This window comes from Pseudomonas sp. MHK4 (assembly GCF_054600775.1).
Genome location: NZ_BAAIAK010000004.1, coordinates 142,844 through 160,677, shown reverse-complemented (window position 1 = coordinate 160,677; position 17,834 = coordinate 142,844). Strand labels below are relative to the sequence as shown.

The 17,834-nt window shown below is 60.9% G+C and carries 16 protein-coding genes and 1 tRNA gene; 6 read left to right on the top strand and 11 right to left on the bottom strand.

Annotated elements, in window-relative coordinates:
• The first annotated feature begins 33 nt into the window (after positions 1–33).
• Together ACYP2Q_RS12660 and ACYP2Q_RS12655 are read left to right on the top strand one after the other, a co-directional pair.
• Positions 34–1,353, top strand: a complete 1,320-nt coding sequence (locus ACYP2Q_RS12660) for a S41 family peptidase (RefSeq protein ID WP_459730766.1) — start codon at positions 34–36, stop codon at positions 1,351–1,353.
• A gap of 1 nt (position 1,354) precedes the next feature.
• On the top strand, positions 1,355–2,122 hold the full coding sequence (locus ACYP2Q_RS12655) for a divergent polysaccharide deacetylase family protein (protein ID WP_459730765.1): 768 nt from the start codon (positions 1,355–1,357) through the stop codon (positions 2,120–2,122).
• A gap of 54 nt (positions 2,123–2,176) precedes the next feature.
• On the opposite strand, the gene ACYP2Q_RS12650 is transcribed toward ACYP2Q_RS12655, so the two are convergent.
• The 7 genes from ACYP2Q_RS12650 to ACYP2Q_RS12620 form a co-directional block, all read right to left on the bottom strand.
• Complete coding sequence (locus ACYP2Q_RS12650; RefSeq protein ID WP_459730764.1) at positions 2,177–2,932, bottom strand: substrate-binding periplasmic protein; 756 nt, start codon at positions 2,930–2,932, stop codon at positions 2,177–2,179.
• 78 nt (positions 2,933–3,010) lie between these two features.
• Positions 3,011–3,781 (bottom strand): imidazole glycerol phosphate synthase subunit HisF, encoded by a 771-nt coding sequence (gene hisF, locus ACYP2Q_RS12645; RefSeq protein ID WP_007897430.1) that lies wholly within the window; start codon positions 3,779–3,781, stop codon positions 3,011–3,013.
• A gap of 9 nt (positions 3,782–3,790) precedes the next feature.
• Positions 3,791–4,528, bottom strand: coding sequence for a 1-(5-phosphoribosyl)-5-[(5-phosphoribosylamino)methylideneamino]imidazole-4-carboxamide isomerase (hisA, locus tag ACYP2Q_RS12640; protein ID WP_007972753.1), 738 nt, complete (start codon positions 4,526–4,528; stop codon positions 3,791–3,793).
• A gap of 42 nt (positions 4,529–4,570) precedes the next feature.
• The gene (locus ACYP2Q_RS12635) at positions 4,571–4,828 is read right to left on the bottom strand and encodes a DUF2164 domain-containing protein (RefSeq protein WP_095077943.1); all 258 of its coding nucleotides are present in this window, start codon (positions 4,826–4,828) and stop codon (positions 4,571–4,573) included.
• Positions 4,829–5,467 (bottom strand): imidazole glycerol phosphate synthase subunit HisH, encoded by a 639-nt coding sequence (gene hisH / locus ACYP2Q_RS12630; RefSeq protein ID WP_077186145.1) that lies wholly within the window; start codon positions 5,465–5,467, stop codon positions 4,829–4,831.
• A complete protein-coding gene (hisB, locus tag ACYP2Q_RS12625) occupies positions 5,467–6,060 on the bottom strand; it encodes an imidazoleglycerol-phosphate dehydratase HisB (RefSeq protein WP_007939452.1) in 594 nt (197 codons plus the stop codon). The genes hisH and hisB overlap by 1 nt, the downstream gene beginning before the upstream one ends.
• 259 nt (positions 6,061–6,319) lie before the next feature.
• Positions 6,320–7,984 carry an OFA family MFS transporter gene (locus ACYP2Q_RS12620; RefSeq protein ID WP_459730763.1) on the bottom strand — a complete coding sequence of 555 codons (1,665 nt, stop codon included), beginning with the start codon at positions 7,982–7,984 and terminating at the stop codon, positions 6,320–6,322.
• Between the two features lie 399 nt (positions 7,985–8,383).
• Here ACYP2Q_RS12620 and ACYP2Q_RS12615 point away from each other — a divergent pair, with 399 nt between their 5' ends.
• From ACYP2Q_RS12615 to ACYP2Q_RS12600, 4 genes are all read left to right on the top strand, one after another.
• Positions 8,384–10,609, top strand: coding sequence for an AsmA family protein (locus tag ACYP2Q_RS12615; RefSeq protein WP_459730762.1), 2,226 nt, complete (start codon positions 8,384–8,386; stop codon positions 10,607–10,609).
• On the top strand, positions 10,606–11,673 hold the full coding sequence (mutY, locus tag ACYP2Q_RS12610) for an A/G-specific adenine glycosylase (protein ID WP_459730761.1): 1,068 nt from the start codon (positions 10,606–10,608) through the stop codon (positions 11,671–11,673). The genes ACYP2Q_RS12615 and mutY overlap by 4 nt, the downstream gene beginning before the upstream one ends.
• Entirely contained in the window at positions 11,670–11,942 is a 273-nt protein-coding gene (locus tag ACYP2Q_RS12605; protein WP_083367290.1) for an oxidative damage protection protein, read from the top strand. The genes mutY and ACYP2Q_RS12605 overlap by 4 nt, the downstream gene beginning before the upstream one ends.
• A 103-nt stretch (positions 11,943–12,045) precedes the next feature.
• Positions 12,046–12,121 (top strand) — tRNA-Phe (locus ACYP2Q_RS12600).
• 139 nt (positions 12,122–12,260) lie between these two features.
• Here ACYP2Q_RS12600 and ACYP2Q_RS12595 read toward each other — a convergent pair.
• From ACYP2Q_RS12595 to ACYP2Q_RS12580, 4 genes are all read right to left on the bottom strand, one after another.
• Entirely contained in the window at positions 12,261–13,640 is a 1,380-nt protein-coding gene (locus ACYP2Q_RS12595) for an APC family permease (RefSeq protein WP_459730760.1), read from the bottom strand.
• A 184-nt stretch (positions 13,641–13,824) separates the two neighbouring features.
• Complete coding sequence (locus tag ACYP2Q_RS12590) at positions 13,825–15,207, bottom strand: aspartate aminotransferase family protein (protein ID WP_459730759.1); 1,383 nt, start codon at positions 15,205–15,207, stop codon at positions 13,825–13,827.
• Positions 15,208–15,255: 48 nt separating this feature from the next.
• On the bottom strand, positions 15,256–16,053 hold the full coding sequence (locus ACYP2Q_RS12585; RefSeq protein WP_459730758.1) for a helix-turn-helix transcriptional regulator: 798 nt from the start codon (positions 16,051–16,053) through the stop codon (positions 15,256–15,258).
• Positions 16,054–16,330: 277 nt separating this feature from the next.
• Positions 16,331–17,821 (bottom strand): aldehyde dehydrogenase, encoded by a 1,491-nt coding sequence (locus ACYP2Q_RS12580; protein WP_459730757.1) that lies wholly within the window; start codon positions 17,819–17,821, stop codon positions 16,331–16,333.
• Positions 17,822–17,834: the final 13 nt, after the last annotated feature.

Here is a 17,834-nt window from a genome sequence, read left to right as displayed (position 1 = left end):
CGCTGAGTCACCTACATTAGGAGTTCGTTCGACATGCTGCATTTGTCCCGCCTTACCTCGCTGGCCCTGGCGATCGCCCTGGTGATCGGCGCGCCTCTGGCGTTTGCCGCTCAACCGGCCCCGGCAGTCGCGCCTGCGGGCACTGCCGCGACCACCAAGGCGCCATTGCCGCTGGAAGAGTTGCGCACCTTTGCCGAGGTCATGGATCGGATCAAGGCCGCGTATGTCGAACCGGTAGACGACAAGACCCTGCTGGAAAACGCGATCAAGGGCATGCTCAGCAACCTTGACCCGCACTCAGCCTACCTGGGCCCTGAAGACTTCGCTGAACTGCAGGAAAGCACCAGCGGCGAGTTCGGCGGCCTGGGCATCGAAGTCGGCGCCGAGGACGGATTCATCAAAGTGGTGTCGCCGATCGATGACACGCCGGCCTCCAAGGCTGGCATCCAGGCGGGCGACTTCATCGTCAAGATCAACGGCCAGCCCACCCGCGGCCAGACCATGACCGAAGCCGTGGACAAGATGCGCGGCAAGATCGGCCAGAAAATCACCCTGACGCTCGTACGCGACGGTGGCACGCCGTTCGATGTAACCCTGGCCCGCGCCATTATTCAGGTGAAGAGCGTGAAGAGCCAACTGCTCGAGTCCGGCTACGGCTACATCCGCATCACCCAGTTCCAGGTCAAGACCGGCGAAGAAGTGTCCAAGGCCCTGGCCAAGATGCGCAAAGACAACGGCAAGAAACTCAACGGCATCATCCTCGACTTGCGCAACAACCCGGGCGGCGTTCTGCAGGCGGCGGTGGAAGTGGTCGACCACTTCATCACCAAGGGCCTGATCGTCTACACCAAGGGCCGCATCGCCAACTCCGAGCTGCGCTTCTCCGCCACCGGCAAGGACGAAAGCGAAGCCGTGCCAATGGTCACGCTGATCAACGGGGGCAGCGCCTCGGCCTCGGAAATCGTCGCCGGCGCTCTGCAAGACCAGAAACGCGCGGTGATCATGGGTACGCCGAGTTTCGGTAAAGGCTCGGTGCAAACCGTGCTGCCACTGAACAACGAGCGCGCCCTGAAGATCACCACCGCGCTGTACTACACGCCTAACGGCCGCTCGATCCAGGCCCAGGGCATCATCCCGGACATCGAAGTGCGCAAGGCCAAGATCACCAACGAGCAAGACGGCGACTACTTCAAGGAAGCCGACCTGCAGGGCCACCTGGGCAATGGCAACGGCGGCGCCGACAAGCCGAGCAGTTCCGGCGGCAAGGCCAAGCCGATGCCGCAGGACGACGATTACCAGCTGGCCCAGGCACTGAGCCTACTCAAAGGGCTGAGCATCACGTCCGGCCGCTGAGATGCTTCTGCGGTTAGCCCTGGGGCTGGTGTGTTGCCTGGCGGGCGTTGCTCATGCAGCGCCCGCTCCTCAAAAGGCCTATATCACCCTGATCATCGATGACCTGGGGCAGAGCCTGCCCCGGGATCGCCAGGTGCTGGCCCTGCCGGGGCCCGTGACGACGGCGATCATGCCCGACACCCCCCACGCCACCGAATTCGCCCGCGAAGCCCATCGCGCCGGCAAGATCGTCATCCTGCACATGCCCATGGACCCGGCCACCGGGCCCTTTGCCTGGCACCCCGACTTGCCCATCGACGAGCTCGAGAAACGCCTGAACGCAGCCCTTAAGGTCGTGCCCTACACCGCCGGCATCAATAACCATATGGGCAGCCGCATGACCGCCCAACGACCGGCCATGGCCTGGCTGATGGCTGACTTGCAGCGTCGCCACAAGCTCTTCCTGGATAGCCGCACCAGCGCACAAACGGTGGCCGCTGCCGAGGCGCAGAAAATTGGATTGGCGAGCGTCTCGCGTGATGTGTTTCTGGATGATGAGCGCACTGAAGCGGCAATTCTCACCCAATTGCAGACAGCGATCAGCCTGGCTCACAAGCAGGGATCAGCGGTGATGATCGGGCATCCGTATCCGCAGACACTGGCGGTGCTGGAGCGCGAGCTGCCGAAGCTGAAGGCCCAGGGGATCGAGTGGATTGATATCAAGCAGATGATCAGCGTGCGCGGCAATCGCGCAATGGCCGGCCATGGCAAGGACGGAGTTTACCGCTGAAAAGATCGCAGCCTGCGGCAGCTCCTGCAACAGGTTGCGATCTTTTGATCGACCTTACAGATACTGCGCCATGATCTCGTCCACCTTGCCTTCCTTGCGCATCTGGTCCAACGCCGCCTGCAGCTTGGCCACCGTTTCGTCCGACACGTCCTTGTTCAACGCCAGATAGAGCTCGGCGCTGTTGAAGCGCAGGACCGTCTTGAGCCCGCTCACGCCTTCCAGGCGAGCCAGGTAGCGCCCGGCCGGATCGCCGGTGGCCCACAGGTCGATCTGGCCGTTGACCAGCTTTTTCGCGTTGTCCTGGTCGCGCAGTACCACAACCGGTTTCAAGCCTTGCTTGGCCAGCGTCATGGCAATGGCGTCGCCCTTGTACGCGCCAATCCTGTACTTTCGCGCGTCTTCCAATGTCTCGAGGGAGATTTTGCTGTCGGCCTTGGCCAGCATGATCCAGTCATCCGGACCGATCGGCCCGACCCACTTGAAGAGCCGTTCGCGGTCCGGCAAACGCGCCATCACGAATGCACCGTAACCGGGGTTTTCCAGTGCCAGCTTGTAGACCCGGTCCCAAGGAAAACGCAGGGTCAGGCTATAGCTGATGTCGGCGCGCTTGAAAATCTCGCGGACGATGTCCACGGCGATGCCATTGATGTTCTCGTCCTGAGCGAAGTTCTTGCCGTTCTTGGCCATGTTGTACGGCGGGAAGTTTTCCGTCAGCAAGACCAGGTCCGTGGCGGAGCTGTCGGCGGCACGCGCACCATTGATGAGCAACAAGGAAGCGCTGGCGAGGACAAGAAGAATGGTTTTAAACATGTCTGGCTACCGAAATCCATGGCGTACTCAAGAGTGCCCTGAGCCCGCCATGATGTCCACTGGCCTGCACCGGTTTGTTCAGCGCATCACAATCCCGCGGTGAGCCATATACGCCTTGGCTTCCTGCACGGTGTACTCGCCGAAGTGGAAAATGCTCGCCGCCAACACTGCACTGGCGTGGCCTTCGAGAATGCCGTCGGCCAGGTGCTGCAGGTTGCCGACTCCACCGGAAGCGATCACCGGAATGCCCAATGCATCGCTGATGGCGCGGGTGACGCCCAGGTCGAAGCCGTTTTTCATACCGTCCTGGTCCATGCTGGTCAGCAGGATCTCACCGGCCCCCAGGCCTTCCATCTTCTTCGCCCACTCAACGGCGTCGAGGCCGGTTGGCTTGCGGCCGCCGTGGGTGAAGATCTCCCAGCGCGGGGTTTCGCCAGGTCCCGAGACCTTCTTCGCATCGATCGCGACCACGATGCATTGCGAACCGAAGTGCTGCGCTGCTTCACCGACGAATTCCGGATTGAACACGGCAGCGGTGTTGATCGAGACCTTGTCCGCACCGGCATTGAGCAGGTTGCGAATGTCCTGCACGGTACGCACGCCACCGCCCACGGTCAGCGGAATGAACACCTGGCTGGCCATGCGCTCGACGGTATGCAGCGTGGTATCGCGGCCGTCGACGCTGGCGGTGATGTCGAGAAAGGTAATCTCGTCGGCACCCTGCTCGTCGTAGCGACGAGCGATCTCAACAGGATCGCCCGCATCGCGGATGTTCTCGAACTTCACACCTTTGACGACCCGGCCGTTGTCCACGTCCAGGCAAGGGATGATGCGTTTGGCCAGCGCCATGGTCAGTCCTCAGCCTTTGTACGAATCGCAGAAAGCTTGCGCTTCAGCGACGTCGAGGGTGCCTTCGTAGATCGCGCGGCCGGTAATGGCGCCGATGATGCCTGGCGCCTTGGCATCGAGCAGCGTCTTGATGTCACCCAGGTTGTGGATACCGCCGGAAGCAATCACCGGGATCTTTGTTGCAGCAGCCAGTGCCGCAGTGAACGGAACGTTGCAGCCCTGCATCATGCCGTCTTTGGCGATGTCGGTATAAACGATCGCGGACACGCCATCAGCCTCGAACTGTTTAGCCAGGTCGATAACTTGAATGGTGCTGATTTCAGCCCAGCCGTCGGTGGCGACGAAGCCGTCTTTGGCGTCGAGACCAACGATCACCTTGCCCGGAAACGCGCGGCAGGCTTCGGCAACGAAGGCCGGATCTTTCACGGCCTTGGTGCCGATGATCACGTAGCTCACACCCGCTTTCACGTAGTGCTCGATGGTTTCCAGGGAGCGGATACCGCCACCGATCTGGATCGGCAGGTTCGGGTAGCGCTTGGCAATCGCCGTAACCACTTCGCCGTTGACCGGCTGGCCTTCGAACGCACCGTTCAGGTCGACCAGATGCAGACGACGGCAACCGCCCTCCACCCACTTGGCAGCCATGCTCACCGGGTCATCGGAGAACACTGTGGAATCTTCCATGCGGCCCTGGCGCAGACGAACACAGGCACCGTCTTTAAGATCGATAGCGGGAATAATCAGCATCTGGCAAACCTTCAAATTCGAATGTTCAGCTTGGCTCGGAAATCAGTTTTTCTCGAGCGCCCACAGGTCGCTTTCGATGCTTTCGAACCTCTCCTTGAGGTGCGTCTGCACATCGAAAATCGCCCTGTTGTAATAGTGCGGAGCAATTTCACGGGTAAACAGCTCAAGAATCTCGGCCGCCTCGAATGAACCGAGGTCGAGCTCGAAGCGATCTTCCATGAAACGCTTGATCTTGCGATTGGCCTCGCTCTCCTGCTCGGGAGTGAGGGTCAGAATCGGCGGCTTCTTCTTGACGGCCATTTACCAGCGACCGTCCCACGCGGCGAAGTTCTGCAGCAACTGCAGGCCATGGGTATGGCTTTTCTCCGGGTGGAACTGCACGGCGAAACGCGAGCCTTCGGCCAGCGCTGCGGCAAAATCGACACCGTAGTGACCGCCACCGACCACCTGCCGGGCATTGCCGGCGGCAATGTAGTAGCTGTGCACAAAGTAGAAACGTGCCAGGTCCGGAATGTCATGCCACAGCGGATGACTGACCTTCTGCTTCACTTCGTTCCAGCCCATGTGCGGGACTTTCAGGTGCTCGCCATCCTCGACCAGATCCTTGCCGAAGAACTTCACCTGGCCTGGGAACAGGCCGATGCAGTCGACGCCATCGTTCTCTTCACTGCGCTCGAGCAAGGCTTGCATGCCGACGCAGATGCCGAGGAACGGACGATCCTGGCTGACTTCACGCACCAACGAATCGAATCCCAGGCGACGGATCTCCGCCATGCAATCGCGAATCGCGCCAACGCCGGGGAAAACCACCCGGTCGGCTTCGCGAATCACGTTGGCATCGCTGGTGATCAGGACCTTGCCGGCACCGACGTGCTCGAGGGCCTTGGCCACCGAGTGCAGGTTGCCCATGCCGTAATCGATAACCGCGACTGTCTGCATTACAGGACGCCCTTGGTCGAAGGCATTTGCCCGGCCATGCGGTCATCGAGCTCCACAGCCATGCGCAGGGCGCGGCCGAAAGCCTTGAACACGGTTTCGATCTGGTGGTGGGTGTTGTGACCACGCAGGTTGTCGATGTGCAAGGTGACGTTGGCGTGGTTGACGAAGCCCTGGAAGAATTCCTGGAACAGGTCAACGTCGAAGCCGCCGACGGTGGCACGGGTGTACGGAACATGCATCTGCAGGCCTGGGCGGCCGGAGAAGTCGATCACCACGCGCGACAGCGCTTCATCGAGCGGCACGTAGGCGTGGCCGTAGCGACGGATGCCTTTCTTGTCGCCGATGGCTTTGGTGAATGCCTGGCCCAGGGTGATACCGACGTCTTCCACGGTGTGGTGGTCATCGATATGCAGGTCGCCTTTGCTGACGATATCCAGGTCGATCAGCCCGTGACGGGCGATCTGGTCCAGCATGTGCTCAAGAAAAGGTACACCGATATCAAATCGGGCCTTTCCGGTGCCATCCAGGTTGATCGAGGCTTTGATCTGGGTTTCCAGAGTGTCGCGCTCGACTGACGCCATACGTTCGGCCATCACCAGCTCCGCAAAATCATTGGGCGAAAAAGGCAACCATTATAGGGGCGCGGGCGCGAAACAGAAACACGAGAGGTGATATCGCTGACGGATAGAATCCCCAGTCGTCGGGGATAGACATGTCCATACAAGCCGGCATTCATTGCGAGCGCACGACTTTCGACCCTTTGTAGGAGCGGGCTTGCCAGCGATGGCGGTGTATCTGACAGACCGCGTCGCATTGATCGCCAGCAAGCCGGTTCCTACAGAGGGTTTGGCGTTAGTGGAAGAGTACTGCCGTCTTCTGCAGCGTCACCCAGACACCCCACGCCAACGGAATACCCACCACCAGCCAGGCAGCAATCGCCAGAGGCTTGGTACCCGCGGCCGCTTTCCACTCCAGCGACGTGCTGGCGTCAGCCCCTTTGTCGTGACCCAGCGCCTGTTCGGCAGCCAGTTCCGCGTCGGTCATGAAGTACTTGTCGGCCACCGGACGAACCAGCAGGTTGCACAGGAAACCCAGCACCAGCAGGCCCGCGAGGATGTACAGGGTGATGTCATAAGCCGCGGCACGTTCAACACCGATGCTCAGCTGATACTCACGCAGGTAGTTCACCAGCACCGGCCCCAATACACCCGCAGCAGCCCAGGCCGTCAGCAGACGGCCATGAATCGCGCCGACCATTTGCGTACCGAACAGGTCCGCGAGATACGCCGGAACAGTCGCAAAACCACCGCCGTACATCGACAGGATGATGCAGAACGCCGCCACGAACAGCGCAACGTTGCCCAGATGACCGAGGTTAGGGATCAACGCATACAGCCCGAAGCCCAGGGCGAAGAACACGAAATAGGTGTTTTTACGGCCCAGGTAATCCGAGAACGATGCCCAGAAGAACCGGCCACCGATGTTGAACAGGCTCAGCAGCCCGGTGAAACCGGCGGCGATCGCCGCAATCGACGCCAGTTGCGAGGCATCCAGCTGGCCAAATGCCAAGTCGTTGCCCAGCAACTTGCCGCCGAACACCTCCTGCAACAGGGGCGAAGCCATGCCGAGGATGCCGATGCCCGCGGATACGTTCAGGCACAGCACCAGCCATACCAGGCGGAATTGTGGCGTTTTCCACGCCACATTCACGTGCACGTGACGGTGGGTGATCATCGCGTTCGAGGCTTTTTTCGCAGGCGCCGTCCAGCCTTCAGGTTTCCAGCCGGTAGGCGGTACACGATAGGACAGCGCGCCACCGATCATGAACACGAAATAGATCGCCGCCATGACCAGGAAGCTCTGCCACACGCCGACGCTGGTCGGCGAGGCAAAATGGCCCATCAACGCCGCCGCCAGTGGCGCACCAACCATCGCGCCCCCGCCAAAGCCCATGATCGCCATGCCGGTCGCCATGCCGCGCTTGTCCGGGAACCACTTGATCAGGGTCGACACCGGTGAGATGTAACCCAGGCCCAGGCCAATACCGCCAATGACCCCGGAGCCGATCCACATCAACCAGATCTGGTGGGTATAGACCCCCAGCGCGGAAATCAGCAGCCCGCCGCACCAGCACAACGCCGAGACGACACCCGCCTTGCGTGGCCCGGCGTGTTCCAGCCAGCCACCCCAGATGGCTGCCGAGCAACCCAGGAAGATGAAGAACAGGGTGTAGATCCAGCCGAGCATCGAAATCGGCCAGTCGCATTGCGAAGAAAAGACCTGGGCGATGAAGCTCATGTCCGGCGCACAAGCTACTGGCGCGGTAATGCCCAGCGCCTTGGACAGCGGCAACCAGAATACCGAGAAGCCATAGGCCATGCCGATGCACAGGTGGATGGCCAGCGCGGCCGGTGGCACCAGCCAGCGGTTGAAACCGGGCCTGGCGATGATGCGTTCCTTGGAGAGGAACGCGGGCTGGCCGGCTTGCAGGCCGTCCGCCGTGATGCTCGTGGTCATTGTGTATCCCCCAATTATTATTTAGGTTCGCCAGCCACTCTTCGCCCTCAGCCTTAATGCACGCAGACATGACCGTTTTTTGGGAAAAGCTCGTTTTCTGTGCGACATCTTGCCGCGGAGGGACGGACGAACGGGTGAAGAGTAGCATTTGCCAGCGAACGAAAAACCAAACTGACATCACGTTTTCGCTGTTGTCCGTTTTCGTACCACTGAAGGAACCTCCCTTCCGAGCATTGTCGAACGGCTAACAACTTCTTCGGTACCGCGCCGATTTTGTAGGAAAAATTACTTTTCGCCTGGATGCTCGACGCTCTGTCTCGTGATCTGCCCGGTCACTTGCGTCGGAGCGCTATACTCCCCGGCTAAATTTCGAATTCGACTAACTACAAGGACTCGCCCATGAAAGCGTTCGGCAAAATCCTGGGTCTGGTACTTCTCGGGCTGTTGCTGATCGTAGTGGCGCTGGGCTTCGCCCTGACCCACCTCTTCGATCCCAACGACTACAAAGACGAGATACGCCAGATAGCCCGCGACAAGGCCCACATCGAGCTGACGCTCAATGGCGATATCGGCTGGAGCCTGTTCCCGTGGCTGGGCCTGGAACTGCACGATGCGGCGGTGGCCACCCTGGCCAAGCCCGCCGATCCGTTCGCCGACCTGCAGATGCTCGGCCTGTCGGTCCGCGTGCTGCCGTTGCTGCGCCGTGAGGTGCAGATGAGCGATGTGCGCGTCGAAGGCTTGAACCTGCGCCTGAACCGCGACAAGGATGGCCACGGCAACTGGGAAGACATCGGCAAGGTGCCCAAGCCTGCAACCACGACCACGCCTGCCGAAAACACCGGCGAACCCGAGTCGCCAACCACCGCCCAGGCGGAGAAACCGGCCCAGCCCATTCGCCTGGACATCGACAGCCTGACCGTCAACAACGCCCGCGTTGAATACAGCGACGAAAAAACCGGCAAGCAATTCAGCGCCGAAAGCATCCAGCTCAGTACCGGCCCGGTGCACGACTCCACCAATATCCCGGTCAAGCTCACGGCATTCCTGGGCACCAACCAGCCGGTCCTGCGGGTGCGCACCGAGCTCAGCGGTGAGTTGCGCTTCGAGCGCGCACTGCAGCGCTACAAGCTCGAAGACATGAAGCTGTCCGGCGAAGTCGCCGGCGATCCGCTGCAAGGCAAGACCATGACCTTCGCCGCCCAGGGGCAGTTGCTGCTGGACAAGGCCGCCAACGTTGCCGAATGGACCGGGATCAAGGTCTCCGCCAACCAACTGCGAGCTCTGGGTGAGCTGAAGGTCAATGACCTGGACAAGACCCCACAGGTCAGCGGTGGACTGTCGATTGCCCAGTTCGACCTGGCGAAATTCGTCGACAGCATCGGCCAGAAACTCCCGGCCATGGCCGAAGGCAGCCTGAGCAAGGTCGAAGTGGCCACGCGCCTGGCCGGTTCGCCTTCCAGCCTCACACTGGATGACCTCAACCTGAAAGTCGACGACAGCACCTTCACTGGTCGCATCGCCGTCGAGGACTTTGCCAAGCAATCCCTGCGCGCAACCCTCAAGGCTGACACCTTTAACGTCGACCGTTACCTGCCGCCGAAGTCGGCCGAGGCCAACAGCGCCAAGCAAGTGCGCCAGGCCGAAGTCGCCAGCACCGAAGCCGATGCCATGGCCGGGGCCGGCAGTACGCCGCTGCCGCAATCGCCGACCAAAGAGGCATGGAGCAACGAACGCCTGCTGCCGGTGGAGCGCCTGGCCAAGCTGGATGTAGACGCCGACCTGACCTTCGGCCAATTGACCCTGGAAAAACTGCCGATCAAGAACGCCGTACTCAAGGCCAACGGCCAGGGCGGACTGTTGACGCTGACGAGCCTGCGCGGCGACCTGTACGAGGGCAACTTCGACGCCAAAGGCACCCTCGATGTGCGCCAGCAGGCACCGGTGTTGAACATGCAGACGCAGATCAGCCGGGTTCCTGCGGAAAAAATCCTCGAAAGCCAGGGCAAGGAACCACCGGTCAAGGGCCTGGTAACGCTCAACAGCACCCTTACCGGTAGCGGCAACAGCCAGAAAGCGCTGATCGAAACCCTCAACGGCAACGCCAGTTTCGTTATCAACAATGGCGTGCTGCTCAATGCCAACCTCGAACAGCAGTTGTGCAAAGGCATCGCCACGCTCAACCGCAAAACCCTCAGCGGCGAGCCGCGGGGCAAGGACACACCGTTCCAGGAACTCAAGGGCAACCTGACCTTGCGCAACGGCGTCGCGAGCAACCCGGACCTGAAAGTGCGCATCCCGGGCATGACCGTCAATGGCGACGGCGATGTCGACCTGCGGGTCCTGGGCATGGATTACCGCGTGGGCATCATCGTCGAAGGCGACAAGAGCGACATGCCGGACCCGGCTTGCCAGGTGGGCGAGAAATTTGTCGGCATCCAGTGGCCATTGCGTTGCCGCGGCCCGCTGGAGCTTGGCGCCAAGGCCTGCCGCCTGGATAACGAACGCATGGGCCAGGTCGCGAGCAAACTCGCGGGCGAGCGCATCAGCGAAAAAATCGACGAGAAACTGGGCGACAAGGTCAGCCCGGAACTCAAGGACGCACTCAAGGGGCTGTTCAAGCGATGAGAGCCGAGCAGTTTTCATCGGCGGTACTGGCCTGGTTCGACCGCCACGGCCGTCACGACTTGCCCTGGCAACAGGGCATTACCCCGTATCGGGTGTGGGTCTCGGAAATCATGTTGCAGCAAACCCAGGTCAGCACCGTGCTGAATTACTTCGACCGGTTCATGGCGTCGCTGCCGACGGTCGAAGCCCTGGCGGCGGCGCCCGAGGACGAAGTGCTGCACCTGTGGACGGGCCTTGGGTACTACACCCGCGCGCGCAATCTGCAGAAGACCGCGAAAATCGTCGTCGAGCAGTACGGCGGTGAATTTCCCCGGGACGTGGAAAAACTCACCGACCTGCCCGGCATCGGCCTGTCCACGGCCGGCGCGATCGCCAGCATCAGCATGGGCCTGCGCGCGCCCATCCTTGATGGCAACGTCAAACGCGTGCTGGCGCGCTTTACTGCACAAGAGGGCTACCCGGGCGAACCGAAGGTCGCCAAACAGCTTTGGGCGAACGCTGAGCGTTTTACGCCGCACGACCGGGTCAACGCCTACACCCAGGCAATGATGGACCTGGGCGCCACGCTCTGCACCCGCAGCAAGCCGAGCTGCCTGCTCTGCCCGCTGCAAAAGGGTTGTGAAGCGCACATGCTCGGCCTGGAAACCCGCTACCCGATCCCCAAGCCACGCAAAGCCATCCCGCAGAAACGCACGCTGATGCCGATGCTCGCCAATGCCGAAGGTGCGATCCTGCTTTACCGTCGCCCCTCCACGGGCCTGTGGGGCGGTTTATGGAGCCTGCCGGAACTCGATGACCTCGACGACCTGCAACACCTCGCCTCGCAGCACTCGCTGGCGCTGGGCAACCAGCAGGCACTGCCTAGCCTGGTGCACACCTTCAGCCATTTCCAGTTAGCCATCGAACCCTGGCTGGTCCAGGTCCAGGAGGCCGGCCATCACGTGGCCGAGGCCGACTGGCTCTGGTATAACCTCGCCACCCCGCCGCGCCTGGGCCTTGCCGCCCCGGTCAAGACCTTGCTCGAACGCGCGGCCGTCGTATTGAACGCAGGAGAGTCGTCATGACCCGCACCATCATGTGCCGCAAGTACAAAGAACAATTGCCCGCCCTGGAGCGCGCTCCATTCCCGGGCGCCAAGGGCCAGGACATTTTTGACCACGTCTCGGCCAAGGCCTGGGCCGACTGGCAAAAACACCAGACCCTGCTGATCAACGAAAAGCGCCTGAACATGATGAACGCCGAAGACCGCAAATATCTTCAGGGCGAGATGGACAAGTACTTCTCCGGCGAGGAATACGCCAAGGCCGAAGGCTACGTTCCGCCTGCGGAGTAAGCCCTTGAAATCGGGGGTCGGATCGTAAGCGACGGTAATAATTAAATATTTTTTGATAACTTGCTTGACGACCCCCTGAAAAACCAGTTTAATGCGCCCCGTTGCCCAGATAGCTCAGTCGGTAGAGCAGGGGATTGAAAATCCCCGTGTCGGCGGTTCGATTCCGTCTCTGGGCACCACCTTTCGTTTTCAGGTGATGCCACGCACACCTGAAAGCACACAAAAAACCCGCCTGGTGCGGGTTTTTTGCTTTCTGTGGTTTGCTCCGTTGCAAGCCCCTCGTGAAAGCCTGGTCGGCGATCACGAGGGGCGGTCCGATCACTGCGCCATCTGCAACTCCGGCAGCTTCATCCGGAACCCCCGCGTAACGCCCATCAAACAAAGCAGCCCCAACCCCATCCAGCACAGTCCGATCATGAACGACATGCTGGACAGGCTGGTCCACAGCCAGAGGGTGCTGAGGAACCCCAGGGCCGGCACTGCGCCGTACATCAGACAGTTGCGGGTACCGCGCAGCTTCTGGTCGACCAGGTAATGCTTGATGACCGCCAGGTTCACCGCCGAGAACGCGAACAGCGCGCCAAAGCTGATCATGTTGGCCACGGTATCCAGGGTGATGAACAGGGCAATCAGCGAGAACAGGCTGACCAGCATGATCGCGGTGGCCGGTACCCGCTTCTTCGAGACCAGCCTGCCTAATACTCGGGGCAGTGCACCATCGCGGCCCATGGCGAACAGCACCCGGGAGACGCTGGCCTGGGAAACCATCGCCGAGGCAAAACAACCGGCCACATAGGTAGCGGTAAAGGCGGTCCCCAGCAGTTCACCCCCCACGCGACGCATCACGTCCAGCGACGCCGAGTCTGGGTCGGCAAAGGTGTTCCATTCGGGATAGACCATCTGGGCGAAATACGAAACGACGAGAAACAGCAAGCCACCGATCAGGCTCACCACCATGATAGCGAGGGGGATGAGACGCCGTGGGTTGGGTGTCTCCTCGGCCATGGTCGACACGGCGTCGAAGCCGAGAAAGGACAGGCAGAGCACCGCCGCGCCGGTCATGATCAGCGGGACGCTGAAGCCCTCGTGGTGGAAGGGTGCGAGCAGTGAAACCGGCTTTGCCTGATCCGCCAGGTTGTGGATCGACAACGCAACGAACACCACGATGAAGACCAACTGGACAACCACAAGCAACAGATTGACCCGGGTGATGGACTCGATGCCGATCAGGTTGAGGAAGGTTACCAGGGCAATGGAGCCGAGCACCCACACCGCAGCGGGAACCGCGGGGAAGTATTCGGACATGTAGATGCCGATCAGCAGATAACTGAGCAGCGGCAGGAAGATATAGTCCAGCAACAAGGTCCAGCCGGCCATGAAGCCAAAGTAGCTGCCGAAAGCCTTGCGTGTATAGGAGTACACCGAACCCGAATACGGATGCGCCTGAACCATGCGTCCGTAGCTGTAAGCGGTCAGCAGCATGGCGGCGAGGGTCAGCAGGTAGGCGGTGGGCAAGTGGCCCTTGGTCATCTGGGTCACCAGGCCATAGGTGGTGAACACCGCCAGTGGGACCATGTACGCCAGGCCGAAGAGGACCAGGGCGGTAAGCCCCAGGGATTGTCGAAACCTGCCAGGCGAAGCCGATTCCGACGGTGAGTGATGGGAAGGAGTATCGGCCACGCTTGTTATTGTATTCATTGCTGACTCCTGAAAATTTGAATGCAGGACGCTGCGGTATCCGAAGAACGGATACCGTGAGTGAATGATCTGCTGAAGGGTGGGCCGCCCGATGTCGGGCAGCCTCTTGTTCAATCGATATGCACACAGGGTGATGCGACTCTATCGATCACAGTCCTGGGCATGGATTGGCTCATGGATAGCTTCAGAGCTTTCCCGCGATCCGTGCAGTGCGATCTACCGCGATGCGGGTCTTTTCAACCAGCTCGTCCAGCTCGAAGCGCGTTGCCACGAGTGCCGGCGCCATGATCATGCGGCCCAGGGTCGAGCGAATGATCACGCCCTCTTCGAAACCAAAGGTGCGGCACTGCCAGGCCAGGTCGTTTTCGTTGGCGAAGCGTTTGCGCGTAGCCTTGTCCTCGGCGAACTGCAAGGCTGCGAGGAGGCCCGTGCCCTGGATCTCGCCGATCATCGGGTGGTTGCCAAACACCTCGCGCAGAATCTGCTGCAAGTACGGCCCGGTATCCTCCTTCACCTGGCGAACGATGCCTTCATCACGCAGTGCCTTGAGGTTGGCGAGCGCCACCGCGGCCGCGACCGGGTGTCCGGAATAGGTCAGGCCGTGGGCGAAGACGCCGCCCTCTTCCACCAGCGCATCGGCAATGCGCTTGCCCAGCACCAGGCCACCCATCGGCACGTAACCGGAGGTCAGACCCTTGGCGATCGACAGGGTATCCGGCTCGAAACCGAAATACTGGTGGGCGAACCACTCGCCCGTGCGACCAAAGCCACCGATCACTTCATCGGCACACAGCAGCACATCGTATTGTCGGCAGATGCGCTGGATTTCCGGCCAGTAGCTCTCAGGCGGGAAGATCATGCCGCCAGCGCCCTGGAAGGGCTCTGCGATAAAACCCGCGACATTTTCGGCGCCCAGTTCAAGAATCTTCTCTTCCAGTTGCAAGGCACAGCGACGACCGAACTCGGCCGGAGTCAGCTCGCCGCCCTGGGCATACCAGTAAGGCTCATCGATATGCGCGATGTCCGGAATCAGGCCGCCCATCTCGTGCATGAACTTCATCCCGCCCAGCGCAGTGGCCGCCAGGGTCGAGCCGTGATAACCGTTCCAGCGCCCGATCATGATCTTCTTCTGCGGCTTGCCGACGACCTGCCAGTAACGGCGAACGGTACGGATCAGCACCTCGTTCGCTTCGGAGCCGGAGTTTGTGTAGATGACGTGGCTGTAGTGGTCCGGCAGGAGACTGAACAGCAGCTCGGACAGCTCGATCACCGCTGGGTGGGTGGTGTGGAAGAACATGTTGTAGTACGGCAACTGGTTCATCTGCGCAGCCGCCGCGGCGGTCAAGTCCTTGCGACCATAGCCGAGCTGGGTGCACCACAGGCCCGACATGCCGTCCAGGTAACGCTTGTCGTCGTTGTCCCAGAGATACAGGCCCTCGCCGCGGACCATCACTCGAGGACCTTCGGCATTCAGCGCCTTTTGATCCACAAACGCATGGATGTGGTGGGCGGCATCGGACTTCTGATAATCCTCAGTCTGGCGTTTCGGTTCGAAGGGTGCATTCATGGCTTTTTTCTCTTTTGTTGGTAGTCACGCGAGGGTTAGCAAGTCCGCTCAGCGGGTCTTGCTCATGTAGCTTTCAAGAGGGTCTTTGCTGAGCACGCCCTGGGCTTCGGCCAACGAATCGATAAACAGCGAAAACAGCTCCGATTGCGTACCGATGTCGAGCTTGCAGTAGACGTTTTTGCGGTGAGACTTGATGGTGTCCTCCGATACCCCGAGGCGCTCGGCCAGGGAGCGGGTCGAATGACCACGCAGGATCAGTTGGGCGATTCGGCATTCGCGCTCGGTCAGAATCGACGAACCGAAGTTGTTCAGTGCCGAGTGGATGCGCTGCTCCAACTGGTTTTCGAAACGGGCGCCGCGCGTGTCCAGGCCGACAAAATGCTTGCCCAGCAAGGTCAGGACCCAAGGTGCAATGCACTTGAACTGCTGCGTCGTAGCGGCGTCGAGCTTTTCCGTGAACGCCAGTGAAACCGCCAGGCTCAGCCCGGGAGCAGACTGCAGGATGTAGTTCAACTCATCCTGCAGGTGCGAGTGCCGATAGAACGACTGGTAGTACTCGCTGAGTTCGAAGTGGTCGGGAGCGACGTCAGCGAGGTCGTAGCAACCGGAGCTGACGCCTTCAACACAGGCACCGTAGAACGGATCGAGCAGATAGAACCCCGACAGGTACTGGCGCACATTGCCTTGCGGCAGCCAGGGGCCGTCCAACTCGAACAGCGCGCTGGGCATACCGCCATGCGGATACAGGTACAGCGTCGTCGCCTGAATGGGCCAGATGCATCCCAGGGTTTCGAACAGCGTCGCGGCGAATCCCGGTTGACCGATACTCTCGGTCACCTTGGCCATCTGTTCGAACCATTGCGCAGAAAAAAACCGATCGTTTTCCACTTCAAAGACTCGCCAAAAGAACGGTTGGGAGCGACACGAGGTTACGGGTGCCGGGGTTGAAATGATGTTCCCACGCCCGGAAAACTGCCGATATCACCCCTTAGGGTGAGTCGACCAAAGGGCACTGGATGACCGCCCCAGCTGCCTGGCAAGCAGAAAAAGCACGCCACCCCGGGGAGTGCGTGCAGATGGGTTTTCCCTGCCACGCCTTGCGACGTGGCCGAGGGAAGCGCTCTTAACGAAGCTGGAACCAGGTGGTTTTAAGTTGCGTGTACTTGTCGAACGAATGGAGGGAAAGATCGCGCCCGAAACCGGACTGCTTGCCGCCACCAAATGGAATGGCGACATCCAGTGCATCCATGGTGTTGACCGAGACAGTCCCGGCCTTCAAGGCCCGGGCCACACGATGAGCGCGGTTCAGGTCATCGCTCCAGACTGAAGCGGCGAGACCGTAGATGCTGTCGTTGGCCAGCTGAATCGCCTCTTCTTCAGTGTCGAAGGCACTGATGGCCAGCACTGGACCGAAAACCTCGTCACGCGCCAGGCTCATGTTTCTATCCACGCCAGCAAAAATTGTCGGCTGGATGAAGTTCGAAGAGCCATTGATCGTCAGGCTTTCACCGCCTGCCAGGAGTTTCGCGCCTTCTCCACGCGCCTGCTCGATCGCCTTCATGATGCGGGCGGCTTGCTCGCTATCGACGATCGCACCGGCCCGGCTTTCAGGGTCCAGCGGATCACCGGGCATCCAGGTCCGAGCCTTGGCGATCAGGCGATCGACGAACTCATCGTAGATAGACCGTTGCACGTAGAGCCGGGAATTGGCCGAGCAGACCTCGCCCTGGTTGAAGAAAATGCCGAACGCGGCTTTTTCCGCGGCCAGATCCAGGTCCTGGCAGTCTTCGAAGACCAGGTTCGGGCTCTTGCCGCCGCACTCCAGCCAGACCTGCTTGAGGTTGGACTGTGCCGAGTACTGCATGAAGTACTTGCCGACCTGGGTCGAGCCGGTGAACACCAGGCAGTCCACATCAGGATGCAATCCCAGGGCCTTGCCGGCGCTTTCGCCCAGCCCCGGGACAACATTCAGTACCCCTTCCGGCATGCCGGCCTCGAGCGCGAGTTGACCCAGGCGCAAGGCAGAAAATGGCGACTGCTCGGCGGGTTTGAGGACCACGCTGTTACCCGCGGCCAATGCCGGCGCGAGCTTCCAGGCCGCCATGTCCAGGGGGAAATTCCAAGGCACCACGGCGGCCACCACTCCCAGGGCCTCGCGGGTGATGGTGGCGAGCGCATTGCGCGCGGTCGGCGCGACCTGGTCGTAGAGCTTGTCCAGGGCCTCACCGTACCAGGCGAACACATGGGCCGCGCCAGGCACATCGATGTTGTAGGCATCCATGACCGGCTTGCCCATGCTCAACGAGTCGAGCAGGGCCAGCTCCTCGCGGTTGGCCAGGAGCAGTTCGGAGAGCCGGATCAGGATTTTCTTGCGTTCCACCGGGGCCATGCGGGCCCACGGCCCCTCTTCGAACGCCCGGCGAGCCGAGCGTACGGCAAGGTTCACTTCGTCCTCGCCACAGGCGGTGACACAGGCCAGCAGCTGGTTGGTCGCCGGATTGATCACCTCGAAAGTCGCACCTGAAGCGCACGCGACCTGCTGCCCTGCGATCAAGGCATTCTGAATGAATGTTTGCCGGGCAGCCCGCTGCTGCCAGTAGTTGAGATCGAGCACACGCTACTCCCAT